Here is a 26,011-nt window from a genome sequence, read left to right as displayed (position 1 = left end):
CGCCGTCGGCCCGCAAACCCAAAAGCGACCGGTCAGGCGGTTCTCGAAAGAACGGCCTCCAGCCGGGCCCGGGCGCCCTCCAGTTCGGGGAGCAGCTGGCGCAGCCGCAGGGCCGAGCCTTCCGTTGAAACGGCCGCCGGGGCCGGTGCGGGGGTTGGGGCGGAGGCCGGCGTCGCGGCCCCGTTTTCGGGCTCGAACGCGACGAGGCCGTCGGGGTCGCCATAGAGGGCCAGTCGCTTCAGCCCCTGTTCGCGGTGCAGGCGCTGGACGCCCTTGATGGTCAGGCCGTCCTCGTGCAGCAGCCGCTTGACCGCCTTGAGCACGACCACGTCCTGGGGACGGTAGAAACGCCGGCCACCGGCGCGTTTGAGCGGGGTGATGAAGGCGAATTTGGTCTCCCAGAAGCGCAGAACATGCTGCGGCGACCCGACTTCGTCGGCGGCTTCGGAGATGGTGCGGAAGGCGTTCGGACTCTTGGCCACAGGGCGTCAGGCGGTCACGACGGCGTCGTGAACCCGGCCCTTCATGATCTGCGAGGCGCGGAAGCTGATGACCCGGCGCGGATGGATCGCCGCCGGCTCGCCGGTCTTGGGGTTCCGGCCCATGCGGGCGCGCTTGTCGCGGACCTGAAAGACGCCGAAGCCCGACAGCTTGACCGTCTCGCCGCGCTCGAGCGACTCGATGATCAGCTCCAGCGTGCGTTCGACCATGGCCGAACACTCCTGGCGCGACAGGCCGACCTCCTCATGGACCGCCTCACACAGGTCCGCCCGCGTCAGGGTCTGGTGCTGAGCCAATGGTCCGCTCCCCTCGAAAAGTCCGTCGGCGCCATAAAAGAGCAAGCGCCTTCAAATGGAAAGGCGAAATACGCCCTACAGACGAAAGGCGCAGGCGCCCCAGGTCAGACCGCCGCCCATGGCCTCGGCCAGAATCAGGTCGCCGCGCTTGATCCGTCCGTCCCGGATGGCCGCGTCGAGGGCCAGCGGAATCGAGGCGGCCGAGGTGTTGGCGTGGGTGGCGACGGTCGAGATGACCTTGTTTTCGTCCAGTCCCAGACGATCGCCGACGCCCTTGATGATGCGCTGGTTGGCCTGGTGCGGCACGAACCAGTCGACATCGGCGACCTCGATGTCCGAGGCGGCGCAGCAGGCGGTGATCGCCTCGGCGATATTGACCACGGCGTTTCGGAACACCTGGTTGCCGGCCATGCGCAGATGGCCGACGGTGCCCGTCGTCGCGGGCCCGCCGTCGACGTACAGCAGGTCGGTCTTGGTCCCGTCGCAGCGCAGGGCGAAGCCGAGCAGGCCCTGATCGGCCTTGGTCCCCTGCCCTTCGCGCGGCTCGACCACCGCGGCGCCGGCGCCGTCGCCGAACAGGACGCAGGTCGAGCGATCGGTCCAGTCCATCAACCGGGTCATCTCCTCGGCGCCGATGACGAGGGCGCAGCGGGCGTTGCCGCGGGCGACGAAGCCGTCGGCGACGCTCAGGGCGTAGACGAAGCCCGAACAGACCGCCTGGATGTCAAAGGCGATACAGGTCGGGACGCCCAGCTTGCGTTGCACGATCGAGGCGACCGAGGGGAAGGTCATGTCGGGCGTGGTCGTGGCGACGATGATCAGGTCGATGTCGCCGACCTCGCGGCCGGCGTCGATCAGGGCCCGCTTCGCCGCCTCGACCGCCAGGTCACTGGTCGGCTGATCGTCACGCGCCTTGTGACGCTGGCGGATGCCGGTGCGCTCGACGATCCATTCGTCCGAGGTGTCGACGATCTTCGACAGATCGGCGTTGGTGACGACCTGTTCCGGCAGATAGGAGCCGACGCCGGTCACGGCGCTGCGAATGACGCTCACTGGGGGGTCTCCATGGCCGCACCCTCGGCGGGCGGCTGTTCGAGCACGAGGGTCAGACGGCTCAGGCTGTCACTGACCTTCTGAAGATAGTCGCTGCGGGCCAGATCGACCGCGATGCGGATGGCGTTGCCATAACCCACCGCGTCGGCGCCGCCGTGGCTTTTCACGACGATGCCGTTCAGGCCCAGCAACGGTCCGCCATTGATGGCGCTGGGATCGATCCGCTGGCGCATCCGCTTCAGCGCCGGCAGGGCCAGCAGGGCGCCCGCCTTGGCCGAGACGCTGGATGTCAGCGCCTCCTTGAGCAGGGCCGAGATGAACCGCGCCACGCCCTCGGCGGTCTTCAGCGCGATATTGCCGGTGAAGCCGTCCGTGACGACCACGTCGACCGTGCCCTTGGCGATGTCGTCGCCCTCGACGAAGCCCTTGTAGTCGAGCCCGAAGCCGCCTTCGCGCAGGATGCGCGCGGCCTCGCGCACCTCCTCATGGCCCTTCATGTCCTCGGAACCGACGTTGAGAAGGCCGATGGTCGGCCGTTCCGCGCCGTGCACGGCGGCATGGAAGGCCTCGCCCATGATGGCGAACTCGACCAGTTGTTCGGCGTCGCTCTCGATATTGGCGCCGACGTCCAGCACGGCGGTGACGCCGCGCAGGGTCGGCCAGCTGGCGACGATGGCCGGACGCTCCAGACCGTGAGCCGACATGCGCAGCAGCAGTTTCGAGATCGCCATCAGGGCGCCGGTGTTGCCGGCCGAGACGACCGCCCCGGCCTCGCCCAGCTTGACCGCCTCGATGGCGTTCCAAAGGCTGGAGCCCTTGCCGCGGCGCATCGCCTGGGCGGGCTTTTCAGTCATGGCCACGACCTTGTCGGTGTGCCGGACCTCGCAGACATCGTCGCCGAGGGCGAGCTTCGCCATTTCAGCGCGGATAGCGGTTTCGTCGCCGTGCAGCAGAAAACGAACGCCCTCGCCGCCGTGGCGCTGGCGATAGTCGCGCACGCCCGCCACCACGACGGGCGGGCCGTGGTCCCCGCCCATGGCGTCGAGCGAAATCAGTACTGGGGATGGCAAGCCGTTTCGACTCCGTCGCGCCGTCAGCCCGGCGCCGGTTTGGGGGACGATAGCGTCGCACCGGGGGGATGCAACCGCGCCGCCGTTGCGTCAACCTTCGTCGTCGGGACGAAGTTGCTTCAGGACCGCGAAGGGCGAGATCTCCGCCGGCTCCGGCGGCTGCACGAACTCGGCCCCGGGCTTGCGCGGGAAGGGATCCAGCTGCAGGGCCAGTTGCTCGACCGCATACTGCCCCAGATCCACCTGGCCGCCCTCGATCGGATCGGGCGATTCGTCGTCGAGGGTGATGACGATCTCATCGGACTCCTCATCGACCGCCTCGGCGAGGGACAGGGCGAAGGGGGCGTCGACCTCGACCGGCAACGGCTCCAGGGTGATGCCGCAGGTCTGGGCGAGGCTGGCCCGCACCCGGCCCGACAGCCGCCAGCCGGCCGGGGCCGGCGCCAGCGTCACCTCGGCCACGAAGCTGTCCAGCGATGCGAGGTCGAGCGCCTTGGCGATGCGGGTTCGGGCCGCCGCGTCCGGCTCCAGCCGCCGGGTCACGCCGGCGCCGACCTGATGCAGCCGCACCGGCTCGCTGTATGGCAGGGTCACGCCGCTCATTTGCCGATCTCCGCCCATTCCGGCCGCGTGGTCACGGCCGCGAAATCCTGCGCCGCCAGACGGGCGCGGCTGGCCACGGCATAGGCCGCCAGGGCCTCGCCCACGGCCGCATCGTCGCTCTCATACACATTGCGGGCCAGGCTGACGGACAGGGCGGCCGCGTCGGCCGCGCGCAGCGGCGGCTCCCACGCCGTCATCCGGCCATACATCGCCTCGCCCAGTCTGCGCATCTTCTTGCCGACCGAAATGTCGCCGACGCCGAGCTCGCGCAGGGCGTAGTCCAGCGCCGAGACATAGACGTCGAACAGGCCCTGGGCCGCCTCGGCGCCGCGCTCGCCCTCGTCGCGCAACCGCATGATCAGCAGCAGAACGTGCAGGGTGTAGAGCTCGAAACGGGCGTCGATCCGGTCGGACACCCCGAGGCGGGTATAAAAGCCCGGCTCGCGCGCCTGCCGCACCGCCAGTTCATACAGCGGCTCGCCGTTTCGCTTGCCGGGTCGGGATCGGAACAGATTCTGAAGCATGATCATGCGGCCCCTTTTCCGCCGCGCCGTTGAACTAAGGCTCGGCTCCGGTTAGGTCAAAGACCTTGTTCTCTCGCAGGCGCCGTCCATGCTCCGTACCAAGCTCCTTCTGGCCGCCCTGTCGGCCGCCGCCCTGACCGCCGCCTGCGCCCCCACGGTGGGCCAGAACGGCTTCCAGGCGATCGACGCCAAGCCCAATGAAATCATGGCCGGGACGGACACCAAACAGACCGTGCTGACCAAGCTGGGCACGCCGTCCACGACCTCGACCTTCGAGCGGGACAATATCTGGTACTACATCAGCCAGGTGACCGAGAAATACACCTACAACCCCGCCCGTGTGACCCAGCGGTCGGTGACCGAGATCACATTCAACGACGCCGGCCAGGTGGCGGAAGTCCGCACCCTCGGCCTCGACGACGGCCAGCAGATCGCCATGAACGGGCGCGAAACCCCGACCCGCGGGCGCCAGATGACCATTCTGGAGCAGCTGCTCGGCAACGTCGGCCGCGGTCAGCTGCCGCGCACCGACGAGGACGTCCCGGGCCAGCGCCGCCCCGACTAGACAACCGCCGTCGACGCCAGACACGCAAACGCCCCGGAGATCGCTCTCCGGGGCGTCTTTCGTTTGCGGTCCGCGCGGCCCGGAGGCCGCGGCGGAGGCAGGGATCAGCCGATGTTGCCGCTGGCCAGAACGGCCAGCAGCAGCAGGGCGACGATGTTGGTGATCTTGATCATCGGGTTCACCGCCGGACCGGAGGTGTCCTTGTAGGGATCCCCGACCGTGTCGCCGGTCACCGCGGCCTTGTGCGCCTCGGAGCCCTTGCCGTGGACGACGCCGTTCTTGTCGGTGAAGCCCTCCTCGATCACCTTCTTGGCGTTGTCCCAGGCGCCGCCGCCCGAGGTCATCGAAATGGCCACGAACAGGCCGGTGACGATGACGCCCATCAGCATGGCCCCGAGCGCGGCGAAGGCCGTGGCCTTGTCCGAGATGGCCAGCACGGCGACGAACAGGACGATCGGCGAGAGCACCGGCAGCAGCGACGGCACGATCATCTCGCGGATCGCCGCCCGGGTCAGGATGTCGACCGCCCGCCCGTACTCCGGCTTGACCTCCCAGGTCATGATGCCGGGGTTCTCGCGGAACTGGCGACGGACCTCCTCGACGACCGATTCGGCGGCGCGACCGACCGCCATCATCGACATGCCGCCGAACAGGAACGGCAGCAGCCCGCCGAACAGCAGGCCGACGACGACGTAGGGATTGGTCAGGGCGAAGTCGATCGGGCCCATGTTGGCGAAGAAGGGATAGGCCTCCGCATTGGCCGCGAAATAGTCGAGGTCGGAGGTGTAGGCGGCGAACAGCACCAGGGCGCCGAGGCCGGCCGAACCGATGGCGTAGCCCTTGGTCACGGCCTTGGTGGTGTTGCCGACGGCGTCGAGGGCGTCGGTCGAATGACGGACCTCGGAGGGAAGCCCGGCCATTTCGGCGATGCCGCCGGCGTTGTCGGTGACCGGGCCGAAGGCGTCCAGCGCCACGATCATGCCGGCGACGCCGAGCATGGTGGTGGTGGCGATGGCGATGCCGAACAGACCGGCCAGCTGGAAGCTGACGACGATGCCGGCGATGATGGTCAGGGCCGGAAGCGCGGTCGACTCGAGCGAGACGGCCAGGCCCTGGATGACATTGGTGCCGTGGCCGGAGACCGAGGCGTTGGCGACCGAGCGCACCGGACGGAAGTTGGAGCCGGTGTAGTATTCGGTGATCACCACGATGGCGGCGGTGACGGCCAGACCGACGAGGCCAGACCAGAACAGGTTCATGGCGGTGATCGGATCGCCGCCGATGGGGGTGACCACGGCGTTGTCCGGCATCAGCTGGCTGATCACCAGATACAGGGCGCCGACGGACAGGACGCCGGTGACGATCAGGCCCTGATAGAGGGCGCCCATGATGTTCTGCGACTTGCCGAGGCGGACGAAGAAGCTGCCGATGATCGAGGTGACGATGCAGACGGCGCAGATCGCCAGCGGCAGCAGCATCATGGTTTCGACATAGGGCTGGTCGCGGAAGAAGATCGCCGCCAGCACCATGGTGGCGACCGTGGTCACCGCATAGGTCTCGAACAGGTCGGCGGCCATGCCGGCGCAGTCGCCGACGTTGTCGCCCACGTTGTCGGCGATGGTCGCGGCGTTGCGGGGGTCGTCCTCGGGAATGCCGGCCTCGACCTTGCCGACCATGTCGCCGCCGACGTCGGCGCCCTTGGTGAAGATGCCGCCGCCGAGACGGGCGAAGATGGAGATCAGCGAGGCGCCGAAGCCCAGCGCCACCAGGCCGTCGATGACCTCGCGGCTGGTGCTTTCGAAGCCCATGCCCCCGGTCAGGACGGCGTAGTAGCCGGCCACGCCCAGCAGGGCTCCGCCGGCGACGAACATGCCGGTGATGGCGCCGGAGCGGAAGGCGAGGTCGAGGCCTTTCGACAGGCTCTCGGAGGCCGCCTGGGCGGTGCGGACGTTGGCCCGCACCGAGATCAGCATGCCGGCGAATCCGGCCAGGCCCGACAGGACCGCGCCGATGACGAAGCCGATTGCGGCCCACGGGCCGATCAGCAGCCAGGCGGCGATCAGGATGAGGACCCCGACCATGGCGATGGTGGTGTACTGCCGCCGCAGATAGGCCGAGGCGCCTTCCTGGATCGCGGCGGCGATCTCGCGCATCTTGTCGTTGCCGGTCGAGGCCTTCATCAGCGAGGCCGTCTGGACGAGTCCGTAGAGGACTCCCAGCGCGCCCGCGGCGATGACCAGCCACAGATAGTTACTCATGGCGTTTCCATACCCTGTGTAGCGGCGCCCGGACCCTTGGCGCGGCGGGCGTTATTCGCCTCTGTCCGCCTTCCGGTCCCCCCGTGCGCACCGGACGCGTGTTGCGTCCCTGGGGATTGCGGAGGAAACGTGCCGCATGCGTCGGTGTGACGCAACAGGGTTGGTGAACGCGGTTCAGCCGGCCCGGACGCCGGTGCGGCGGCGCGGCGCCTGGCTGAGGACCTCGACCCGGGTGACGGCGCCGCGTCCGGCGATGGTCGCGGCCGAGCGCATCAGGCTGGCGGACAGGGCGGCGGCGTCGATGCGGGTCCAGTCGTTCTCGACCACGAAGGGGGTGCGATGGCCGGCGCGGACCAGGGCGTCGCGCAGAAAGGCCGCCTTGGGCCGCATCGATTCGGGCGTCGCCGCGCCGCCGAGATGCAGCCGCAGCGAGACGAAGACATAGTTGCGGACCCGTCCGCCCGAGATGATCGGCAGGCCGACCCCGGCGATGCCGAAGCTGGCCCCGGACGAGGACGGAGCGTCGTCGGCCTCGGCCATGGTCGCGGCGGCGACGGACGGAAGGGCGACGGCGGCGGCGATCAGGTCACGACGGAGCATGGTGTGATCATGGCGCGGACGCCTTGAGATTTCGTTGTCAGCCGTGGGTGAAGCCGGGCCGGGCGATGGCGACCGGCTGGCCGGCGAACCGGGCCTCGATCCCCTGCCCCGCCACGACCCGGCCGAGGCGGGTCACGCGCAGGTGATGTCTGTCCGCTTCGCGGCGCAGGGCGGCCTCGTCGCCGGGGCGGGCGGTGAAGGCGATCTCATAGTCGTCGCCGCCGGTGACCAGCGCCTCCAGCGCCGCCTGTTCGTCGACGCGGCCGTCGTACCAGGCCTGGGCCGCGGCCGAGCGGGGCGTCAGTTCGAGATCGATCTCGATGCGCACCCCGCTGGCGTCGGCGACGTGGCCGAGATCGGCGACCAGGCCGTCGGAGACGTCGAGAGCGGCGCTGGCGTGGTCGCGGATGGCGGCGGCGAACTCCAGCCGGGGCGTTGGCGCGCGATAGTGGTCGATCAGGGCGGCGAGGCGGTCGGGCGCGAGCGACAGCTTGTCCGTCGCGGCCTGCAGGCCCAGCCAGCCGTCGCCGATGGCGCCGGTGACGTACACCAGATCACCCGGCCGGGCCCCGTCGCGACCGACGGTGCGGCCCTTCGGCGTCCAGCCCAGCAGCGTCATGGAGAAGCTGGCGGGGCCCGGCGTGACCACGGTGTCGCCGCCCAGCAGGGCGACCCCGAACGTCTTCTGGTCGGCCCGCAGGCCGTCGACGAAGGTCATCCGCTCGGGCCATCCGCAGCGGCCCGACCAGTGACAGGCCAGCAGATAGCCGAACGGCTCGGCCCCCTTGGCGGCCAGGTCCGACAGGTTCACCCGCATCAGCTTGCGGGCCACGGCATCCAGCGGATCGTCGGGCAGGAAGTGGACGCCCTCGACGATGACGTCCTTGGTCAGGACCAGGTCGTGGCCGGGCCGGGACGGGACGACGGCGACGTCGTCCTTCAGGCCCCGGGCCCATTCGGGATGGGCGAGGGGCGCGAGCAGCCGGCGGATGGTTTCGAACTCACCGGCGACGTCGACCGCGGCCATCAGCTGGCGCGGGCATCCCGCGCCACGCCGTCGAGGGCGGCGTTGACAAATTTGGCCTCGGCGTCGTCGAAGAAGGCCTTGGCCAGTTCGACGTATTCGTCGATCACGATCTCCTTCGGCACGTCCTTGCGCTGGCGCAGCTCCCAAGCCCCGGCGCGCAGCAGGGCCCGCAGGGTCGAATCGAGCCGCTCCAGCCGCCAGTTGGAGGCCAGCCGCGCCTTGACCGCGCCGTCGATGTCCTTCTGGCCGGCGACCACGCCGCGGACGATCTCGGCGAAATACTCCTCGTCAGCCTCGGCCAGGGGCTCCCCCTCGATGTCGGCGTCGAAGCGGTGGTTCGAGAATTCGGTGATCACGGTCTCAACCCCCTCCCCGGCCAGTTCCATCTGGTACAGGGCCTGGACGGCGGCGAGGCGGGCGACGGTGCGGGCGCGGCGCTGGCGGCTGGTCAGCTGCGGCTCGGCGCGCTGCTTCTCGGCCTCGGCGAGTTGTTCGAGCACGGATTTGAGGCTGGCGGGTTCGGTCACGAGGCCAGTCCTACGCGCAGCCGCTTGCGCAAGGCAATCAGGTCCAGACAGGCGCGGGCCGCGCCGCCGCCCTTGTCGCCCTCGCTGAGGCGGGCGCGGGCCCAGGCCTGGTCCTCGTCCTCGGTCGTCAGAATGCCGTTGCCGATGGCCAGGCCCTTGAGGCCGAGATTGCGCAGGCCGGCGGCCGACTGGTCGGCGACGATCTCGAAATGATAAGTCTCGCCGCGGATGACGCAGCCCAAAGCGACATAGCCGTCGTAGCGCGGCGCGGTGGGGAAGCGGCCGGCCTCCTCGGCCATGGCGATGGCCGTCGCGATCTCGAGCGCGCCGGGCACCGAAACGACGTCGAAATCGGCCCCCTGGGCGCGCAGGGCGTCCTTCGCCCCGTCCAGCAGGGCGTCGGCGAGGGCGTCGTAGAAGCGCGCCTCGACGATGAGAACGCGGTAGGGATCTTTCACGATGGGTCTTCTCCGTCCCGGGAACCGGCCATGTCGCGCCAGCCGACGATGCGCAGGCCGTAGCCTTCCAGCGCGGTGGGATTGGGGCGGGTCGCGCTCATGACGATCATGTCGCGGACGCCGAGGTCGAGCAGGATCTGGGCCCCCACGCCGTAGTTGCGGATCGACCGGTCGACGGCGGTCGGTTTCTCGACTCCGGAGAGCCGTTCGGCGAGGCCGTGCAGCTCGGGATCACGCAGGAAGACGGTGACGCCGGCGCCGTCGTGGTCGCTGATCGCCTGAAGGGCGCGCGGCACATAGTTCTGGCGCGCCTCGACATGGCCCAGCAGGTCGGCGGCGAAATCGACCTGGTGCATGCGCACGAGGGTCGGCTTGCCCGGCTCGATCTTGCCTTTGACGAGGGCGACGTGTTCGACGCCCTCGATGGCGTTGCGGTACAGCATCAGGCGGAAGGGCCCGCCGTGGACGCTGTCGAACGGGGTGTCCATGACCCGCTCGACCAGCCGCTCGGTGCGGCGGCGGTAGGCGATCAGGTCGGCGATGGTGCCGATCTTGAGGCCGTGCAGCTGGGCGAAGGCGACGAGATCCGGCATCCGGGCCATCGAGCCGTCGTCGTTCATGATCTCGCAGATGACCCCGGCGGGCGTCAGGCCGGCCATGCGGCTGATGTCGACGGCGGCCTCGGTGTGGCCGGTGCGGACCAGAACCCCGCCGTCGCGGGCGACGAGCGGGAAGACGTGGCCGGGCGAGACGATGTCGTCGGCGCCGCGGGTCGGATCGGCGGCGACCTGCACCGTGCGGGCGCGGTCGGCGGCGGAGATGCCGGTGGTGACCCCCTCCTTCGCCTCGATCGAGACGGTGAAGGCGGTGCCCATGCTCTCGCGGTTCTCGGCGGCCATCGGCGGCAGGCGCAGCTGGCGGGCCCGGTCGGCGGTAATGGCGAGGCAGATCAGGCCGCGGGCGTGGCGGGCCATGAAGTTGATCTGGTCCGGCGTGGCGAACTGGGCCGGGATGATGATATCGCCCTCGTTCTCGCGATCCTCGGCGTCGACGAGGATGTAGGGCTTGCCGTTGCGGGCGTCCTCGAGGATGTCCTCGATGGGGCTGATCGGGCTGTCGTTCATGTTGGCGGCCAGTTGCATCACGCCGTCTCCTGCCACCGCGCGAGGTATCGCGCCAGCATGTCGATCTCGAGATTGACCGCGTCGCCCGGTTTCAGGGCCCCGAGGGTGGTCGCTTCCCAGGTGTGGGGGATGATGTTGAGGCCAAACGTCTGGCCATCGACGCCGTTGACGGTCAGGGACACGCCGTCGACGGTGATCGAGGCCTTGGGCGCGATATAGCGGTGCAGCGGGGCCGGGGCCTCGATCTCGATGCGGTGCGAGCCGCCATCGGGGGTGATCGAGACGACCCGGCCGAGGCCGTCGACGTGGCCGGAGACGACGTGGCCGCCCATTTCGTCGCCGAGCCGGGCGGCGCGCTCCAGATTGACGCGATCGCCCTCGGCCCAGTCGCCGAGGGTGGTCTTCGACAGGGTCTCGCCCGAGACCTCGACGGCGAACCAACCGGGGCCCTTTTCGGTCACGGTCAGACAGCAGCCCGAGTGGCTGATCGAGGCGCCGAGGTCGATGCCGGCGGTGTCGAAGCCGGTCTCGATCTCATAGCGGCGGTCGCGGGCGGTCTGGCGGACCGAGCGGACGCGGCCGATGTCGGTGACGATGCCGGTGAACATTCAGACCCTCCCCGCGGGGGACGACCATTTCACCCGGGTAAAATACACGAAAGCACCGTCCGAACCGTGCGAACCGTGCGGATGGAGCGGCCCGGCGCCGCCGGCCGACACCGCTGGTCCATCATGGCGGACGCCTGCGTCAAAACCGGACGCAGGCGGGGACGGGCTAGCGGACGGCGTCATAGCGTTCCCACAGATCGTCGCCCACGGGCTCGGCCGACAGACGCCGGAAGGTGGGGGCGTCGGCCAGCTTTGCAAGACCGAGCGCGGCGATGCACGGCCTTCCCTCCCCGCCCAGAAGGATCGGGGCGCGGAACCATTCGATGCGATCGACCAGTCCAGCCCGGAGGAAGGACGCCGCCACCTGGCCGCCGCCCTCGATCAGCACCGAGGCCGCGCCCTTGCGGCGGATGGCGGCGAGGGCCGCGGCCGGGGTCGGGCGGCCGTCCTCGCTGTCGATCTGTTCGACGAAGGCGGCGCCGAGGGTCGCGGGCGTCGTGGCGGTGAGGATGAGGCTGTCGCCTTGGGCGACCTTTGCCGTCGGCGGGGTCCGCAGCCGGCTGTCCATGACCACGCGCAGCGGCTGGTCGACAGGGCGGCCCGGCAGGCGGACGGTCAGTTCGGGATCGTCGGCCAGCACCGTCTCGACGCCGACAAGGATGGCGTCATGGGCGGCGCGCAGGCGGTGGCCCTCGAGCCGGGCGGCCTCGCCGGTGATCCATTTCGACTCGCCGGCGGCGGTGGCGATGCGGCCGTCGAGCGAGGTGGCCAGCTTCAGCGTCACGCGCATCGCTGTGGCGGGGCCGCGCATCAGCGGGCGCCGGAGCCGTCGTCCGGGTCCGCGTCGCCCAGCCCCTCGGCGCCGAGGAATTTGGCGAAGTCGCCGGTGTGGCGGAAGTCCTTGTAGACCGAGGCGTAGCGGACATAGGCGACCTCATCGACCGACTTGAGCGCCTTCATGATGAAGTCGCCGACGGTCGAGGACGGGATCTCGGTCTCGCCGAGGCTTTCCAGCTGGCGGGTGATGCGGCTGACCAGCTGTTCGACCTGTTCGGCCTGGACCGGCCGCTTGCGCAGGGCGACGTTCAGCGACCGCTCCAGCTTGTCGCGGTCGAACGGGGTGCGGCGGCCGTTGCGCTTGAGGATCATCAGCTCGCGCAGCTGCACCCGCTCGAAGGTGGTGAACCGCCCGCTGCACTGCGGGCAGGACCGACGGCGGCGGATGGCGGCGCCGTCGTCCGACGGGCGGCTGTCCTTCACCTGGGTGTCCTGATGTCCGCAGAAGGGGCATTTCATCAGAGGCTTATCCGTAAATGGGGAAGCGACGCGTCAGCTCGCGCACCTCGCTGGCGACCCGCTGCGACACGCCGGCGTCGGCCTCGTCGGTCCCCTTCATCGAGTCGATGACGTCGGCGATCCAGTGACCGACCTGCTGGAACTCGCCGACGCCGAAGCCGCGGGTGGTGCCGGCCGGGGTACCGAGACGGACGCCCGAGGTGATGGTGAAGGGGGCGGTGTCGAACGGGACGCCGTTCTTGTTGCAGGTCATCAGGGCGTGTTCGAGGGCGGCCTCGGTGGCCTTGCCGGTGACGCCCTTGGGCCGCAGGTCGACCAGCATCAGATGGCTGTCGGTGCCGCCCGAGACGATGGCGGCGCCGCGCTCGACCAGAACAGCGGCGAGCGCCCGGGCGTTGTCGACCACCTGCTGGGCGTAGAGTTTGAACTCGGGCTTGAGCGCCTCGCCGAAGGCCACGGCCTTGGCGGCGATGACATGCTCCAGCGGGCCGCCCTGCAGGCCGGGGAAGACGGCCGAGTTGATCTTCTTGCCCAGTTCGAGGTCGTTCGACAGCACCATGCCGCCGCGCGGGCCGCGCAGGGTCTTGTGCGTGGTGGTGGTGACGACGTGGGCGTGCGGCAGCGGGTCGGGATAGACGCCGCCGGCGATCAGGCCGGCGTAGTGGGCCATGTCGACCATCAGATACGCCCCGACGCTGTCGGCGATCTCGCGGAAGCGTTTGAAGTCGATGTGACGGCTGTAGGCGCTGGCCCCGGCGATGATCAGCTTCGGCTTTTCGCGTTCGGCCATTTCAGCGACGTTGTCATAGTCGATCAGGCAGTCGCCCTGACGCACCGTATAGGTCACCGGGCGGAACCATTTGCCGGACTGATTGGCGGGCGAGCCGTGGGTCAGGTGACCGCCGGCGGCCAGATCCATGCCGAGGAAGGTGTCGCCGGGGGTCAGCAGGGCCTGGAAGACGGCCTGGTTGGCCTGGGCTCCCGAGTGGGGCTGGACGTTGGCGAAGGCGCAGCCGAACAGCTGTTTGGCGCGCTCGCGGGCGAGGTTTTCGGTGACGTCGACATATTCGCAGCCGCCGTAGTAGCGGCGGCCGGGGTAGCCCTCGGCGTATTTGTTGGTCAGGACGGAGCCCTGCGCCTCCAGCACCGCCTTCGAGACGATGTTTTCGGAGGCGATCAGCTCGATCTGCTCCCGCTGACGGCCCAGTTCGCCCTGGATGCCGCCAAAGATGTCAGGATCGGCCTCGGCGAGGGATTTCGAGAAATAGGCGTCGTGGGTGAAGGCGGTCACGTGAAGTCCCCGAAAACTGCGGCGCTTCATTTAGGCCTGTGCGGGCCCGGCCACAACATCTTGTGGGTCAGCGCGACGCCAACGCCCGCCGCAGCTTGGCCAGGGCGATGCGCTCCAGCCCTTTCGGCTCGGCGACGGGGCCGACGGCGGAGACCTCCACGCCCGTGGCGACGTGGATGGCCGAGCATTTGAGGTAGGGGCCGTTGCGGGTCAGTTCGACGATGACCTCGCCGAGATCGTCGGTCGTCACAGGCGCTTCAACGTCTGCAGCAACTCGACCGTATCCAGCTCGCCGTTCCAGTGACCGATCAGGGCCGCCTCGTTGAGCGCGATCCACTGCTGGACCAGCTTCAGACTGGCCCCGTCCAGCGGGCCTTCGATCAGGGTGGGTGTCGGGCGGATGCCGACGACGGCCATGTCGTCGATGTCGATCCGGTCGCCGGGCGTGCGGCACACCTTGACCCGGGCGTCGTGCCGGGCGTGGCCGCGATGGCTGACCCAGACGGTCATGGGCAGGCCGGTGTGCTTCGGGCGCAGGTTCGACATGAGAAAGAGATCTTCTTCCCCGGCCGGCGCGCTGGCGATCGGCTGCTGGACGTTCATGCGGTCAGCATATCGCGAATCCGCGGCTGGCGGAACGCCTCAGGCGACGGCAGGGAGACGCGCCACGTTGCAGTGGGTCCACAGCTTGTCCATGGCCCGGACGAGGTCGTCCATCATGGCGTCGGTGTGGTTGGGCGACGGGGTGAAGCGCAGCCGTTCGGTGCCCTTGGGCACGGTCGGATAGTTGATCGGCTGGACATAGACGCCGTGGTCTTCCAGCAGCATGTCGGAGATCATCTTGGCGTGGACCGGATCGCCGACGAACACCGGGACGATGTGGCTGACCGACTCCATCACCGGGATGCCGGCGGCGCGGAAGCGGGCCTTGAGGGCGGCGGCGCGCTCCTGGTGGGCCTCGCGCAGCTCCGGGTGGGCCTTGAGATGGCGCACCGAGGCGAGGGCTCCGGCGGTCAGGGCCGGCGGCAGGCTGGTGGTGAAGATGAAGCCCGAGGCCCAGCTGCGCACGGCGTCGACGATGACCGCGTCGGCGGCGATATAGCCGCCCATGACGCCGATGGCCTTGCCGAGGGTGCATTCGACGATGTCGATGCCGTCGAGAACGCCGTCGCGCTCGGCCACGCCCGCCCCGGTCTGGCCGTACAGGCCGACGGCGTGGACCTCGTCGAGATAGGTCATGGCGCCGTATTTTTTGGCCAGGGCGATGGTCCCGGCGAGGTCGGCGATGTCGCCGTCCATCGAATAGACGCTCTCGAAGGCGATCAGCTTGGGCGCCTCGGCCGGGGCGTCGGCCAGCAGGGTCTCGAGGTGTTCGAGGTCGTTGTGGGCGTAGATGTGGCGCTCGCAGCCGCCGTTGCGAATGCCGGCGATCATGGAGGCGTGGTTGAGGCTGTCGGAGAAGACGATCAGGCCGGGCAGGATGCGCTGCAGCGTGGTCAGGGTCGCTTCATTGGCGACATAGCCCGAGGTGAAGAGCAGCGCCGCCTCCTTGCGGTGCCAGCTGGCCAGCTCGGCCTCGAGGTCGACCGCCGAACGGGTGGTGCCGGAGATGTTGCGGGTGCCGCCGGCGCCGGCGCCGACCTGGTCGATCTCGGCCTGCATGGCCTCGAGCACGGCCGGGTGCTGGCCCATGCCGAGGTAGTCGTTCGAACACCAGACGATCACGTCCTGGGAGGTTCCGTCCTCGCGTCGGCGGATCGCCTTCGGGAACTGGCCGCGCACGCGCTTCAGGTCGGCGAAGACGCGGTAGCGTCCCTCGCTCTTGACCTGCTCAACGGCGGTCTGGAAGGCGGCCTTGTAGTCGTACAAGCGAACAGCTCTGCGGCGGCGAAAACTTGCGGGGTGATGCGCCGATCAGGCCGATTTGTCCATGAAACGGGCCGGACAAAACGCCGCAAACCCTTAATTGATAATGGTTCTCAGATTCTTTGGCCGCGCTCGTCAGCCCTTCCGGACCTCCCGACCCGACGCGGCCCGGTTAGTCCCGGGGCAGTTCGTCGAGCTTGCCGCGCAGCATCTGCAGGATGGCGGAAAAGTCGCGGCCGCCGTAGCCGAGGCCGTTGAACATCTGGAACAGGGCCTCGGTCTGGGCCCCCAGCGGGGTCGAGGCGCCGGATTTGGCGGCGGCGTCCTGGGCCAGTTTGAGGTCCTTGAGCATCATGGCGGCGGCGAAACCGCCCTCGTAGTTGCGGTTCGAGGGGGCGGTCGGGACCGGACCGGGCCACGGGTAGTAGGTGGTCGTCGACCAGCTCTGGCCCGACGACTTGGCGACGATGTCGAACATCTTCACCGGATCGAGGCCCAGCTTCTCGGCCAGGCCGATGGCCTCGCAGGTGCCCAGCATGGTGATGCCGAGGATCATGTTGTTGCAGATCTTGGCCGCCTGCCCCGCCCCGTGGTCGCCGGCGCGGAAGGTCGCGCGGCTCATCGGCTCCAGCGCCGCCTCGATGCGGCCGAAGTCGGGCTCGTCGCAGCCGACCATGAAGGCCAGGGTCCCGGCGTCGGCGGCCATGGTCCCGCCGGACACGGGCGCGTCGGCGAAGGCGTAGCCGGCGTCCTTGGCCAGGCCGGCGACCTTGCGGGCGGTGTCGACGTCGATGGTCGAGCAGTCGAGCAGCAGGGCGCTGGACGGGGCGGCGCCGATGATCTGCTCGGCATAGACCTTGAGCACATGCGGTCCGGCCGGGAGCATGGTGATGACGACGTCGGCGGCCTTGACCGCCTCGACGACCGAGCCGGTCGGGGTGCAGCCGGCGGCGGCGGCACGGTCGAGCGCGACCTTCGACAGGTCGAAGGCGCGCACCGTGTGACCGGCCTTCGCCTGGTTGGCCGCCATGCCGCCGCCCATGTTGCCGAGGCCGATGAAGGCGATGGTGTGGGTCATGGCGTCTTCTCCCGAATGATTTTCGGGAGGGTTAGCCCGTCGCCCGCCCGCTCGCCAGCGGCGCCGCGGGAATTCGCTCAGCCCGGCTTGCGGAAGCGCAGGACGAAGCGGTCGGTGCGGCCGCGGATGCTCTCGTCGAAGACGCTGAGGCTGTGGTCGTCGGCGGGGTTGGCGACGACGCGGGTCTCGCCGTCGAAGACGAAGCCGGCGGCCTCGACCTGACGGCGCAGTTCGGCCGATTCGATACGGTGCAGGGTTCCGGCGACCGATACGCCCGTGCCGGCGGCGGCCTGGTGGTCGAGCAGGACATAGAGGCCGCCCGGCTTGAGGGCGCGGAAGACGGCGGCGTTCATGGTCGGGACGTCGACGCCGAAGCGGGGGATGACGAAGTCGTGGTATTCCTCGCCCATGAAGACGACGTCGAGGGGGCGGTCGAAGGCCATGGTCTCGAGCGCGCCGGTGACGCGGCTGACGTTGGGATAGGTGGCCGAGAGGCTGTCCGCGTAGGCGTTCTCGCGCTCCGAAGTCTGGTTCGGCACGAAGGCGTAGACGTGGCCGGCGGGGCCGACGACGGGGGCGAACAGGCGGGTGAAGAAGCCCTCCTCGGGCCGGATGTCGGCGATGACGTCGCCCGGCTCAAGCCGGATGAAGGCCAGCATGTCGGCCGAGCGGCGCAGGCCATCGCGGGCGCGGTCGGCCTCGGGCCGGTCGGGGTGGACCAGGGCGGCGGCGTAAGTGTCTTCCGCCGGCGTCGTGTGGTGGACCACGGTCGTGGTCCCGCCGTCGGCGACGATGATGCAGCCGCTCAACGCCACGGCGGCGGCGAGCGTGAGTGCAATAGTCGAAATCTGGCGCATGGCGGCCTCCCCTGTTCTGGCGACCCCGATACGCCCCCGCTTTCAGCCCGGATGCAAGCCCCTTCGGATCAGGCCAGCGGCGTCCATGCCTCACCGGTCGGCGCCGGCGCGAACAGGGCGTCGAGGTCGGCGTCGCTGACCCCCGACAGGTCGGCGGGCGACCATATCGGGGCGTTGTCCTTGTCGACGATGACGGCGCGGACGCCCTCCTGGAAGTCGTGGGTACGGACGACGCGGCCGCCGAGGGCGTATTCCACGGCCATGTTGTCGGCGAAGGACTCCAGCGCCGCGCCAGTGCGCAGCTGGCGCAGGGTGACCTTCAGCGACTGCGGCGACTTGGTCTTCAGCGCGGCCAACTGGGTCAGGGCCCAGTCGGAGCTGTCGGCCTCGAGGGCGGCGAAGATCGCCTCGACGGTGTCGTGGGCGAACAGACGTTCGATGGCCGGCAGGTGCGGCTCGATCGGCGGCTCGCCGGCGTCGGTCTCGAGGCCGTCGGCGACGTCGACCGGATGGGCCGGGTCGGCGGCGAGGATGGCGCGGAAGGCGTCGAGGGCGTCAGACGGCAGATAGTGGCTGTGGATGCCGAGGAAGACGGTGTCGGCGGCCTTGAGCCGGGCCCCGGTCAGGGCCAGCCAGACGCCGGTCTGGCCCGGCAGGCGCGGCAGGAACCAGCCGCCGCCGACATCGGGGAACAGGCCGATGCCGGTCTCGGGCATGGCGTAGGTGGTGCGTTCTGTGGCGATGCGGACCACGGCCGGCTCGCTGATGCCGACGCCGCCGCCCATGACGATGCCGTCGACCAGGGCGGTGACCGGCTTGGGATAGTCGAACAGCAGGTGGTTGAGCTTGTATTCCGTGTCGAAGAAGGCCTTCGCCTCCGAAGCGTCCCCTGCCCCGCTTTCGGCGATCATGCGGATGTCGCCGCCGGCGCAGAAGCCGCGCTCGCCGGCGTGGTCGATCAGCACGGATTTGACCGCGTCGTCGGTGCGCCAGGCGAGGAGCGCCTCGATCATCGTCTCGCACATGGCGCGGTTCAGCGCGTGCAGCGCCTTGGGGCGGTTGAGGGTCAGGCGGCCGACGCCGGACTGGACGCGGACGAGGACTTCGGGTTCGGAGGTCATGACGGGGGATTAGCCGCGCAGGTCGAACACGTCCACGCCGGCGGCCAGCGCAACGGCGAGAAGCGATCCGTCCCGGGACGCCAGTGCGCCGTCAAGCCCGAGGGTCAAATACAGATAGCTGGCGTCGAACAGGCTCAGGCGCTTCGCCGCTGCGATGGACGCCAGCCTGTTGATTTCGTCGCGGTCCGGGGCGGGCGCCGTGTCGATCTCGAACGCCGCCAACTGGGCAAAGGCCTCGGTCAGGTCGAACGCCGCCTCCCGCCGCGCTTGCCGGACCAACAGATTGCCGACCTCCCAGTCAAACACGTAGGGGGCGACGAGACGCCAGGCGTCCAGCTGGTCGAGCAGCTCAAGCGCCGGACGGGTCGCCTGCGAGGCCAGCAGCCACGATGCCGCGGCGGAGGCGTCAACGACCAGGGTCTTCATCGCGGGCGATCGCCTTCAACTGTTCCCATGACAGGGCGGCCCAATCGGGATCCGGCGCCTGGCGGTCACGGAAGGCGCGGGTTCGCTCAGCGAGCTCCGTCGCCTTGATCCGGCGCGCTGTGGGCTCCGGGGCCAGCCGGGCCACCGGTCTTCCATGGCGCGTAATGACAATGACCTCGCCCCGGTGCTCAACATCGTCCAGCAGGGCCGACAGATTGGTCTTGGCCTCAAGCACGCCCACGGTTCGCATTCCACCCTCCTGACCAGAGTTCTGACCACAATAGCGGAACGATCTTGCTGGCGCTACTGCCGCAGCATCTCCCGCGCGGTGATCACGCGCATGATCTCGTTGGTGCCCTCGAGGATGCGGTGGACGCGCAGGTCGCGGACGATGCGTTCCAGCGGATAGTCCTTCAGATAGCCGTAACCACCGTGCAGCTGCAGGGCCTCGTCGGCGATCTGGAAACAGGCGTCGGTGGCGAAGCGCTTGGCCATGGCGCACCATTTGGTCTTCTCGGGGTGGTTGGTGTCGAGCGCCCAGGCGCCGCGCAGCACCAGCAGGCGGGCCGCCTCCAGCTGGGTGGCCATGTCGGCCAGTTTGAACTGGGTGTTCTGGAAGTCGGCGATCGGCTTGCCGAACTGTTTGCGGCTGGCGACGTATTCGATGGCGGTTTCAAGGGCGAGGCGGGCGCCGCCCAGCGAGCAGGCGGCGATGTTCAGCCGGCCGCCGTCGAGGCCCATCATGGCGTAGCGAAAGCCGTCGCCTTCCTTGCCGAGCAGATTGGCGGCGGGGATGCGGCAGTCGTCGAAGGCGACGATGGCGGTGGGCTGGCTGTTCCAGCCCATCTTCTTCTCCTGGGCGCCGAAGCTGAGGCCGGGCGCGTCCTTGTCGACGACGAAGGTCGAGATGCCCCTGGGGCCGTCGGCGCCGGTGCGGGCCATGACGACATAGACGTCCGAAGTCCCGGCGCCGGAGATGAAGGCCTTGGAGCCGTTCAGGACCCAGTGATCGCCGTCCAGCTTCGCCGTGGCGCGCAGGGCGGCGGCGTCGGAGCCGGAGCCGGGCTCGGTCAGGCAGTAGGAGGCGATCCGCTCCATCGACACCAGCGACGGGACATAGCGGGCGCGCAGGTCGTCGGAGCCGAATTTGTCGATCATCCACGTCGCCATATTGTGGATCGAGATGAAGGCGGCGGTGGAGACGTCGCCGCGCGACAGCTCCTCGAAGATGACCGCGGCCTCGACCCGGCCCAGGGCCATGCCGCCGTGCTCCTCGCCGGTGTAGATGCCGCAGAAGCCCATTTCGGCGGCGTGTTTCATGACGTCGACGGGGAAGTGTTTGGTCTCGTCCCATTCGGCGCTGTGGGGGGCCAGTTCGGCGTCTGCGAAGGCGCGGGCGGCGTCCTGGATGGCGCGCTGGTCGTCGGTGAGGGCGAAGTCCATGAAGCGTTTCCTGCGAGTCTTTCGTGGGCTTCTATCGGGACCAGTGGTTGGCGTCACCACACCCCCTTGCTTTCGTCATCCTCCGGCGAGCGCAGCGAGACCGGGGGACCCAGCTGCGCCGAAGGCGATCTGTTCACGCAGGCTGCCGCACACCGCGAGCTCCCGACAGGTTCGCGCTCACGCGCGCCGCTGGGTCCCCCGGTCTGCGCCGCTTCGCGGCTTGCCGGAGGATGACGAAAGCGTGGGTGTGGGATAAGGCACCGCCCATGACCCAGCCCTTCGCCCCCGCCGCCTTTCCCTATGCCCGTCCCCGCCGGCTGCGCAGCCAGCCGTGGGTGCGGCGGCTGGTGGCCGAGACGACGCTGACGCCGGCCGATCTGGTGTGGCCGCTGATCGTGCACGACGGGGCCGACGACCGGCTGCCGGTGGCCTCGATGCCTGGCGTCTTCCGGCTCAGCCCCAAGGCGGCCGCGGCGGCGGCGGTCGAGGCGCGCGATCTGGGCATTCTCGCGGTGGCGCTGTTTCCCAATGTCGACGGGGCAATCAAGGACTGCGTCGGCACGGGGGCGACCGATCCCGACGGCCTGATCCCGGAGTGCATCAAGGCGATCAAGGACGCGGCGCCGGAGGTCGGGGTGATCACCGATGTGGCGCTGGACTGCTACACCGACCACGGCCACGACGGGGTGCTGGAGGACGGCCGGATCGTCAACGACTCGACGCTGGAGCGGCTGGCCGAACAGGCCTTCATCCACGCCCACGCCGGGGCCGATGTGGTGGCGCCGTCGGACATGATGGACGGGCGGGTCCAGGCCATCCGCGAGGCGCTGGAGGCCAATGGCCTGCAGGATGTGATGATCCTCGCCTATGCGGCCAAATACGCCTCGGCCTTCTACGGGCCGTATCGCGACGCGGTGGGGTCTGCGAAGGCGCTGACGGGCGACAAGAAGACCTATCAGATGGACTACGCCAACTCCGACGAGGCGCTGCGCGAGGTGGCGATGGACATCGCCGAGGGGGCCGACGCGGTCATGGTCAAGCCTGGAATGCTGTATCTCGATATTGTTCAGCGGGTTAGCGACAACTTCAAAGTCCCGACTTTCGCCTACCAGGTGTCGGGCGAATACGCGATGATGCGGGCCTCCATCGCTAATGGCTGGCTCGAGGAGGACCGGGCGATCCTTGAGAGCCTGCATGCCTTCAAACGGGCCGGGGCCGTGGGCGTGTTGAGCTATTTCGCACCGCAGGCGGCGCGGTTGCTGGGGGCCTGACCGGCCTCTGGCCGTTCCGTCTGGCCTGTGTTATGTGTACATTTGTCTGACTGGATACACATCATGCGCACCAATATCGTCATTGACGACGCCCTGATGGACGAAACCCTTCGTGTCACCGGGCTCAAGACCAAGCGGGAAGCCGTGGAACTGGGCCTGCAAACTCTGCTGCGTCTGCGCAAACAGGCCGAAATCCGCCGTTTCCGCGGCAAGCTCGACTGGCAGGGCGACCTTAACGCCCTGCGCACCGACGTCGCGTGATCCTCGTCGATTCCAGCGTCTGGATCGACTATTTCAACGGCGCGCCGACCCCTGAAACCGACCGGCTGGACGATCTGCTGGCCGTCGAGCCAGTGGCGATCGGCGACCTCATTCTGGCGGAGGTGTTGCAGGGGTTCGGGTCGGACCGCGCGTTCAACGAAGCGTATCGGCTGCTGCTCACCCTGACGGTCATCGACATCGGCGGCGTCGACATCGCCGTTCAGGCGGCGCGAAATTTCCGCGCCCTGCGTCAGCGCGGCGTGACGGTGCGCAAGACCATCGACTGCCTGATCGCCACGCGCTGTATCGAGAGCGGTCATGCCCTGTTGTTCAGCGATCGCGACTTCCAGCCATTCGTCGAGCACCTCGGCCTCCAGGCCGTCTGACAGGTCGGGGGCGCGTCAGAGCGGCAGGCGCGCGCTCCAGCCGTCGAAGGCTACCTCGACATTTGGCGGAACGGCCGCCGCCAGGACGTTGTAATCCAGATCGATGTGCAGATTGGTCAGCACCGCGCGCCTGACCTGCGCCCGGGCGATCCAGCCCAGCGTCTTGTCGACATGGGCGTGGGTCGGGTGGGGCGTCCAGCGCAGGGCGTCGACGATCCACAGGTCGCAGCCGCGCACGGCGTCGATGGCGGCGTCGTCGAGGTCGGAGACGTCGCTGGAGTACGCGATTCCGCCGACGCGGTAGCCGACCGAGCGGATCGGGCCGTGGGCCTGGTCGAAGGTGACGACGGGGATGGGGCCGCCGGGGCCGTCGACGGACCAGGCCTGGCCGTGCGGCGGGATCGGGCGGGCGTCGAGGATGGCCGGATAGCCCTCGACGCTCTCGAAGATGTAGCGGAAGCGGCCGTGCAGGGCCTCATGGGTGGCGGCGTCCATGAAGGCGGGGATGCGGCGGCGGGTGCGCATGGCGAAGACGCGCAGGTCGTCGACGCCGTGGGTCTGGTCGGCGTGGTCGTGGGTGTAGAGGACGGCGTCGATGTGACGGACGTCGGCGGCCAGCATCTGCTGGCGCAGGTCGGGCGAGGTGTCGATCAGGACGCTGGTGACGCCCTCGGGGCCGTGGCGGCGGATCAGGGCCGAGCAGCGGGTGCGGCGGTTCTTCGGCTCGGACGGGTCGCAGTCGCCCCAGTCGCCGTCGCCGCGCGGCACGCCGCCGGACGAGCCGCAGCCAAGGATGACGACTTCCAGATCGCTCATGCGGCGCCCCCAGCTTCCGGCGGCCGCGGAATGCGGTCGAACAGGGCGAAGAAGGCGTCGGTGGTGCGGGCCTCGGCCTCGTCGCGCGACCAGCCGCGGATCTCGGCCAGCTTGTCGAGGACGTGGCCGACGTACGCCGGCTCGTTGCGGCGGCCGCGATGGGGCACGGGGGCGAGGTAGGGGCAGTCGGTCTCGACGATGATGCGGTCGGCCGGCATGGCGGCGATGATCTCGCGGACGTCGGCGGCGGCCTTGAAGGTGGCGATTCCGGAGACGGAGAACCATGCGCCCATTTGCGCCGCCTTTTCCGCCAGTTCGGGACCACTGGTGTAGCAGTGCATCAGGAAACGGAAGGGCCCCTTGGTCTGCTCTTCGGCGAGGATGTCGGCCATGACCGCGTCGGCCTCGCGGGTGTGGACGACGAGCGGCAGGCCGGCGCCCCGAGCCGCCGCGATATGCTGGCGGAAGACGGCGGCCTGGACGTCGCGCGGGCTAAGGTCGTAGTGAAAGTCGAGGCCGCATTCGCCGATGCCGACGATCCTGGGACGGGCGGCGAGCTCGACCAGCCGGTCGGCGGTCAGGTCGGCGTAATCCTTCGCCTCGTGCGGATGGACGCCGACGGTGGCCCAGATGTCGTCATGAGCCATGGCCAGGGCGTGGGTCGCCTCGAAGGTCGACAGCTTGTCGGAGATCTCGACCATCAGCCCTACGCCGGCGGCGCGGGCGCGGGCGATGACGGCGTCGCGGTCGTCGTCGAACTGGGGGGCGTGCAGGTTGACGTGGCTGTCGATCAGCATCAGGCGCGGGCCTTGGTGCGTTGCAGGTCGGCGAGCGCCCCGGCGAGGACGTCGGCGCGGTCGAGGTTGATGGCGGCGGCGCGGTCGGGCAGGTCGGACAGCCGCTCCCACAGCTCGGCCCAGCGGGCGCCCGACTTGCCCTCTTCCAGCGCGCGCAGTTTCACCGCGGCGATCAGCCGGTCCATCAGGGTCTCGAACCGCTCCTGCCCTTCGGGACCGCGGAATTTGTCGGCCACGGCCATGACGGCGGCGCGGTCGAGATCCGGCGCGGCGACCCAGGCCTGGGCCAGCTGATCGGCCTCGAGCGTCGCGCCCGAGGCGAGGGCGAGGGCCTGGCCGGGCGAGCCGGCGGCCATGCCAGCGATGCGCACAGCCTCGGCCGAGGGGACGCCGGTCTGGTTGCGGACCAGCTCCTCCAGCGCGTGCTGCGGCCAGACCGGGAAGGCCAGCCGGCGGCAGCGCGAGCGGATGGTGGCCAGCAGCCGGCCAGGGGCATGGGTGACGAGGAACAGCACACCACGCTCGGGCGGCTCCTCGAGAACCTTCAGCAAGGCGTTGGCGGCGTTGAGGTTCAGGTCGTCGGCGGCGTCGATGATGGCGACGCGATACTTCGCCTGCGATGGGCTCTTGGAGAAGAACTCCGGCAGGTCGCGGGCCTGGTCGACGGAGATGGACTTCTTCGTCTTGCCGCCCTCGACGGCGCGTTCGAGGATCAGCAGGTCGGGGTGGGACTGGGCGGTGATCAGCCGGGCGACGGGGTCGTCGGGCCGGGTCCCGAGCAGGCCGCGCGACGGGTCGGGGGCGGCGCCCAGCAGGCGGCGGGCGGCGCGCCAGGCGAAGGTCGCCTTGCCCGAGCCCTCGACTCCGCACAGCAGCCAGGCGTGATGCAGCCGGCCCTTGTCGAAGGCGTCGAGGAAGGCGGCCTCGGCGGCCGCATCGGGGACCAGGTCGAAGCGGTCGCGCGGGTGTTCGCTCACGGCAGGCGCGCCTCGACGGCGGCCCAGACCCGGGCCTCGACCGCATCCTGATCGCCGTCGGCGTCGATCACGACGCAGCGGTCGGGATGGGCGGCGGCGATGTCGAGGAAGCCGCGCCGAAGCCGTTCGTGAAACGCCAGCCCCTTGGACTCGAAGCGGGTCTCGAACAGGCCGCGGCCGAAGGCGCGCCTGAGCCCGACCTCGACCGGCAGGTCGAAGATCAGGGTCAGGTCCGGCTGGGTGGCGCCGACCACGGCGGCGTCGAGGGTCTCGATGAACGCGGCCGGCGCGCCGCCGCCGACGCCCTGATAGGCGCGGCTGGAGTCGGCGAATCGGTCGCAGACCACCCAGCGGCCGGCCGCGAGCGCCGGGCGCACAGTGCGCTCCAGGTGGTCCGAGCGGGCGGCGTACATCAGCAGGGTTTCCGTCATCGGCGACCAGCGGCCAGCGTCACCGTTGAGGGCGAGGGCGCGAATCTCCTCGGCGCCCGGGGAGCCGCCGGGCTCGCGGGTCTGGACGACGTCGAGGTCGCGGGCGCGCAGCCGTTCGACCAGGCGGGCGACCTGGGTCGACTTGCCCGTCCCCTCGCCGCCCTCGAATGTAATGAATTGGCCCTGGGTCACCGGCGCACAATGGCGGCGCCGGCCCGGGGCGCAAGGGTCTAGCCGCCGGAAATCATCGTCGCTTCGGGATAACCGCGCGAGATGACGGCGCGGCGGGAGCGCTCGGCTGTTCCGGCGTCGGCCCACGGGCCGACAAGGACGCGGTAACGGCCGGGGGCGGCTTCCTCGACCGTGGCGCTGCCGCCCAGCCGGTCGGCGGCGCGGCGCGCCTCGCGGGCGTCGGGCCAGGTCCCGGCCTGTATCCACAGGCCGGCGCGGAGCGCGGCCGCCGGCGCGGCGGCGGGCGCC

General features: G+C 69.6%; 34 protein-coding genes. 4 read left to right on the top strand and 30 right to left on the bottom strand.

Annotated features, from left to right (window positions below):
- Positions 1-32: 32 nt before the first annotated feature.
- The 6 genes from ACK4JY_RS05845 to ACK4JY_RS05820 all read right to left on the bottom strand — a co-directional run bounded on the left by ACK4JY_RS05845 (position 33) and on the right by ACK4JY_RS05820 (position 4,053).
- A complete protein-coding gene (locus ACK4JY_RS05845) occupies positions 33-482 on the bottom strand; it encodes a MerR family transcriptional regulator (protein WP_409603734.1) in 450 nt (149 codons plus the stop codon).
- Between the two features lie 6 nt (positions 483-488).
- On the bottom strand, positions 489-797 hold the full coding sequence (locus ACK4JY_RS05840; protein ID WP_409603733.1) for an integration host factor subunit alpha: 309 nt from the start codon (positions 795-797) through the stop codon (positions 489-491).
- A gap of 75 nt (positions 798-872) precedes the next feature.
- Positions 873-1,850, bottom strand: coding sequence for a beta-ketoacyl-ACP synthase III (locus ACK4JY_RS05835; RefSeq protein ID WP_409603732.1), 978 nt, complete (start codon positions 1,848-1,850; stop codon positions 873-875).
- Positions 1,847-2,920 (bottom strand): phosphate acyltransferase PlsX, encoded by a 1,074-nt coding sequence (gene plsX, locus ACK4JY_RS05830; protein WP_409603730.1) that lies wholly within the window; start codon positions 2,918-2,920, stop codon positions 1,847-1,849. Before plsX ends, ACK4JY_RS05835 begins: the two co-directional genes overlap by 4 nt.
- A gap of 90 nt (positions 2,921-3,010) precedes the next feature.
- Complete coding sequence (locus ACK4JY_RS05825) at positions 3,011-3,523, bottom strand: YceD family protein (protein ID WP_409603728.1); 513 nt, start codon at positions 3,521-3,523, stop codon at positions 3,011-3,013.
- Positions 3,520-4,053, bottom strand: a complete 534-nt coding sequence (locus ACK4JY_RS05820; protein WP_409603727.1) for a ubiquinol-cytochrome C chaperone family protein — start codon at positions 4,051-4,053, stop codon at positions 3,520-3,522. The genes ACK4JY_RS05825 and ACK4JY_RS05820 overlap by 4 nt, the downstream gene beginning before the upstream one ends.
- 82 nt (positions 4,054-4,135) lie before the next feature.
- On the opposite strand from ACK4JY_RS05820, the gene ACK4JY_RS05815 reads away from it, so the two are divergent.
- Positions 4,136-4,612, top strand: a complete 477-nt coding sequence (locus ACK4JY_RS05815) for an outer membrane protein assembly factor BamE (RefSeq protein ID WP_409603725.1) — start codon at positions 4,136-4,138, stop codon at positions 4,610-4,612.
- 104 nt (positions 4,613-4,716) lie between these two features.
- On the opposite strand, the gene ACK4JY_RS05810 is transcribed toward ACK4JY_RS05815, so the two are convergent.
- The 19 genes from ACK4JY_RS05810 to ACK4JY_RS05720 all read right to left on the bottom strand — a co-directional run bounded on the left by ACK4JY_RS05810 (position 4,717) and on the right by ACK4JY_RS05720 (position 20,592).
- On the bottom strand, positions 4,717-6,870 hold the full coding sequence (locus ACK4JY_RS05810; RefSeq protein WP_409603723.1) for a sodium-translocating pyrophosphatase: 2,154 nt from the start codon (positions 6,868-6,870) through the stop codon (positions 4,717-4,719).
- Positions 6,871-7,044: 174 nt separating this feature from the next.
- Positions 7,045-7,470: a hypothetical protein gene (locus tag ACK4JY_RS05805; protein ID WP_409603722.1), complete on the bottom strand. Its 426-nt coding sequence runs from the start codon at positions 7,468-7,470 to the stop codon at positions 7,045-7,047.
- 37 nt (positions 7,471-7,507) lie between these two features.
- The gene (thiL, locus tag ACK4JY_RS05800) at positions 7,508-8,497 is read right to left on the bottom strand and encodes a thiamine-phosphate kinase (RefSeq protein WP_409603720.1); all 990 of its coding nucleotides are present in this window, start codon (positions 8,495-8,497) and stop codon (positions 7,508-7,510) included.
- A complete protein-coding gene (gene nusB, locus ACK4JY_RS05795) occupies positions 8,497-9,024 on the bottom strand; it encodes a transcription antitermination factor NusB (protein ID WP_409603718.1) in 528 nt (175 codons plus the stop codon). The genes thiL and nusB overlap by 1 nt, the downstream gene beginning before the upstream one ends.
- On the bottom strand, positions 9,021-9,485 hold the full coding sequence (ribH, locus tag ACK4JY_RS05790) for a 6,7-dimethyl-8-ribityllumazine synthase (RefSeq protein ID WP_409603972.1): 465 nt from the start codon (positions 9,483-9,485) through the stop codon (positions 9,021-9,023). Before ribH ends, nusB begins: the two co-directional genes overlap by 4 nt.
- Complete coding sequence (gene ribB, locus ACK4JY_RS05785; protein WP_409603716.1) at positions 9,479-10,624, bottom strand: 3,4-dihydroxy-2-butanone-4-phosphate synthase; 1,146 nt, start codon at positions 10,622-10,624, stop codon at positions 9,479-9,481. Before ribB ends, ribH begins: the two co-directional genes overlap by 7 nt.
- Complete coding sequence (locus ACK4JY_RS05780; RefSeq protein WP_409603714.1) at positions 10,624-11,214, bottom strand: riboflavin synthase; 591 nt, start codon at positions 11,212-11,214, stop codon at positions 10,624-10,626. Before ACK4JY_RS05780 ends, ribB begins: the two co-directional genes overlap by 1 nt.
- A 166-nt stretch (positions 11,215-11,380) precedes the next feature.
- Positions 11,381-12,025, bottom strand: coding sequence for a RibD family protein (locus ACK4JY_RS05775; RefSeq protein WP_409603713.1), 645 nt, complete (start codon positions 12,023-12,025; stop codon positions 11,381-11,383).
- Complete coding sequence (nrdR, locus tag ACK4JY_RS05770) at positions 12,025-12,510, bottom strand: transcriptional regulator NrdR (RefSeq protein ID WP_409603711.1); 486 nt, start codon at positions 12,508-12,510, stop codon at positions 12,025-12,027. The genes ACK4JY_RS05775 and nrdR overlap by 1 nt, the downstream gene beginning before the upstream one ends.
- A gap of 7 nt (positions 12,511-12,517) precedes the next feature.
- Complete coding sequence (gene glyA, locus ACK4JY_RS05765; protein ID WP_409603709.1) at positions 12,518-13,831, bottom strand: serine hydroxymethyltransferase; 1,314 nt, start codon at positions 13,829-13,831, stop codon at positions 12,518-12,520.
- A 37-nt stretch (positions 13,832-13,868) separates the two neighbouring features.
- A complete protein-coding gene (locus ACK4JY_RS05760; protein WP_409603707.1) occupies positions 13,869-14,051 on the bottom strand; it encodes a DUF6898 family protein in 183 nt (60 codons plus the stop codon).
- Positions 14,048-14,347 carry a hypothetical protein gene (locus ACK4JY_RS05755; RefSeq protein ID WP_409603705.1) on the bottom strand — a complete coding sequence of 100 codons (300 nt, stop codon included), beginning with the start codon at positions 14,345-14,347 and terminating at the stop codon, positions 14,048-14,050. Before ACK4JY_RS05755 ends, ACK4JY_RS05760 begins: the two co-directional genes overlap by 4 nt.
- Before the next feature lie 96 nt (positions 14,348-14,443).
- A complete protein-coding gene (gene hemA / locus ACK4JY_RS05750; RefSeq protein WP_409603703.1) occupies positions 14,444-15,670 on the bottom strand; it encodes a 5-aminolevulinate synthase in 1,227 nt (408 codons plus the stop codon).
- Between the two features lie 169 nt (positions 15,671-15,839).
- A complete protein-coding gene (gene mmsB / locus ACK4JY_RS05745) occupies positions 15,840-16,826 on the bottom strand; it encodes a 3-hydroxyisobutyrate dehydrogenase (RefSeq protein WP_409603970.1) in 987 nt (328 codons plus the stop codon).
- Complete coding sequence (locus ACK4JY_RS05740; RefSeq protein WP_409603701.1) at positions 16,823-17,602, bottom strand: class I SAM-dependent methyltransferase; 780 nt, start codon at positions 17,600-17,602, stop codon at positions 16,823-16,825. The genes mmsB and ACK4JY_RS05740 overlap by 4 nt, the downstream gene beginning before the upstream one ends.
- A gap of 68 nt (positions 17,603-17,670) precedes the next feature.
- Positions 17,671-18,723: an enoyl-CoA hydratase/isomerase family protein gene (locus tag ACK4JY_RS05735; RefSeq protein WP_409603699.1), complete on the bottom strand. Its 1,053-nt coding sequence runs from the start codon at positions 18,721-18,723 to the stop codon at positions 17,671-17,673.
- A 9-nt stretch (positions 18,724-18,732) separates the two neighbouring features.
- The gene (locus tag ACK4JY_RS05730; RefSeq protein WP_409603697.1) at positions 18,733-19,149 is read right to left on the bottom strand and encodes a type II toxin-antitoxin system VapC family toxin; all 417 of its coding nucleotides are present in this window, start codon (positions 19,147-19,149) and stop codon (positions 18,733-18,735) included.
- Positions 19,130-19,399: a type II toxin-antitoxin system Phd/YefM family antitoxin gene (locus ACK4JY_RS05725; RefSeq protein WP_409603695.1), complete on the bottom strand. Its 270-nt coding sequence runs from the start codon at positions 19,397-19,399 to the stop codon at positions 19,130-19,132. The genes ACK4JY_RS05730 and ACK4JY_RS05725 overlap by 20 nt, the downstream gene beginning before the upstream one ends.
- Before the next feature lie 53 nt (positions 19,400-19,452).
- Positions 19,453-20,592 carry an isobutyryl-CoA dehydrogenase gene (locus ACK4JY_RS05720; protein WP_409603693.1) on the bottom strand — a complete coding sequence of 380 codons (1,140 nt, stop codon included), beginning with the start codon at positions 20,590-20,592 and terminating at the stop codon, positions 19,453-19,455.
- Between the two features lie 266 nt (positions 20,593-20,858).
- Between ACK4JY_RS05720 and hemB the strand changes: the two genes are divergently transcribed.
- The 3 genes from hemB (at position 20,859) to ACK4JY_RS05705 (ending at position 22,510) form a co-directional block, all read left to right on the top strand.
- Positions 20,859-21,863, top strand: a complete 1,005-nt coding sequence (hemB, locus tag ACK4JY_RS05715; protein ID WP_409603691.1) for a porphobilinogen synthase — start codon at positions 20,859-20,861, stop codon at positions 21,861-21,863.
- A 63-nt stretch (positions 21,864-21,926) separates the two neighbouring features.
- Positions 21,927-22,124 carry a type II toxin-antitoxin system VapB family antitoxin gene (locus ACK4JY_RS05710; RefSeq protein WP_409603689.1) on the top strand — a complete coding sequence of 66 codons (198 nt, stop codon included), beginning with the start codon at positions 21,927-21,929 and terminating at the stop codon, positions 22,122-22,124.
- Positions 22,121-22,510, top strand: coding sequence for a PIN domain nuclease (locus ACK4JY_RS05705; protein ID WP_409603687.1), 390 nt, complete (start codon positions 22,121-22,123; stop codon positions 22,508-22,510). Before ACK4JY_RS05710 ends, ACK4JY_RS05705 begins: the two co-directional genes overlap by 4 nt.
- Before the next feature lie 15 nt (positions 22,511-22,525).
- On the opposite strand, the gene ACK4JY_RS05700 is transcribed toward ACK4JY_RS05705, so the two are convergent.
- From ACK4JY_RS05700 to ACK4JY_RS05680, 5 genes are all read right to left on the bottom strand, one after another.
- Positions 22,526-23,326, bottom strand: a complete 801-nt coding sequence (locus tag ACK4JY_RS05700) for an MBL fold metallo-hydrolase (RefSeq protein ID WP_409603685.1) — start codon at positions 23,324-23,326, stop codon at positions 22,526-22,528.
- Complete coding sequence (locus tag ACK4JY_RS05695) at positions 23,323-24,123, bottom strand: TatD family hydrolase (RefSeq protein ID WP_409603683.1); 801 nt, start codon at positions 24,121-24,123, stop codon at positions 23,323-23,325. Before ACK4JY_RS05695 ends, ACK4JY_RS05700 begins: the two co-directional genes overlap by 4 nt.
- Positions 24,123-25,100, bottom strand: coding sequence for a DNA polymerase III subunit delta' (locus ACK4JY_RS05690; protein WP_409603681.1), 978 nt, complete (start codon positions 25,098-25,100; stop codon positions 24,123-24,125). Before ACK4JY_RS05690 ends, ACK4JY_RS05695 begins: the two co-directional genes overlap by 1 nt.
- Positions 25,097-25,723 carry a dTMP kinase gene (tmk, locus tag ACK4JY_RS05685; RefSeq protein ID WP_409603679.1) on the bottom strand — a complete coding sequence of 209 codons (627 nt, stop codon included), beginning with the start codon at positions 25,721-25,723 and terminating at the stop codon, positions 25,097-25,099. The genes ACK4JY_RS05690 and tmk overlap by 4 nt, the downstream gene beginning before the upstream one ends.
- Positions 25,724-25,761: 38 nt before the next feature.
- The coding region (locus tag ACK4JY_RS05680) for an SPOR domain-containing protein (protein WP_409603677.1) at positions 25,762-26,011 on the bottom strand (250 nt) is incomplete at its 5' end.

It is taken from the genome of Brevundimonas sp. (genome assembly GCF_046295595.1).
Taxonomy (GTDB): Bacteria; Pseudomonadota; Alphaproteobacteria; order Caulobacterales; family Caulobacteraceae; genus Brevundimonas.
The sequence above is the reverse complement of the archived record's forward strand: the minus strand, read 5'-3'. Positions and strand labels throughout refer to the sequence as shown.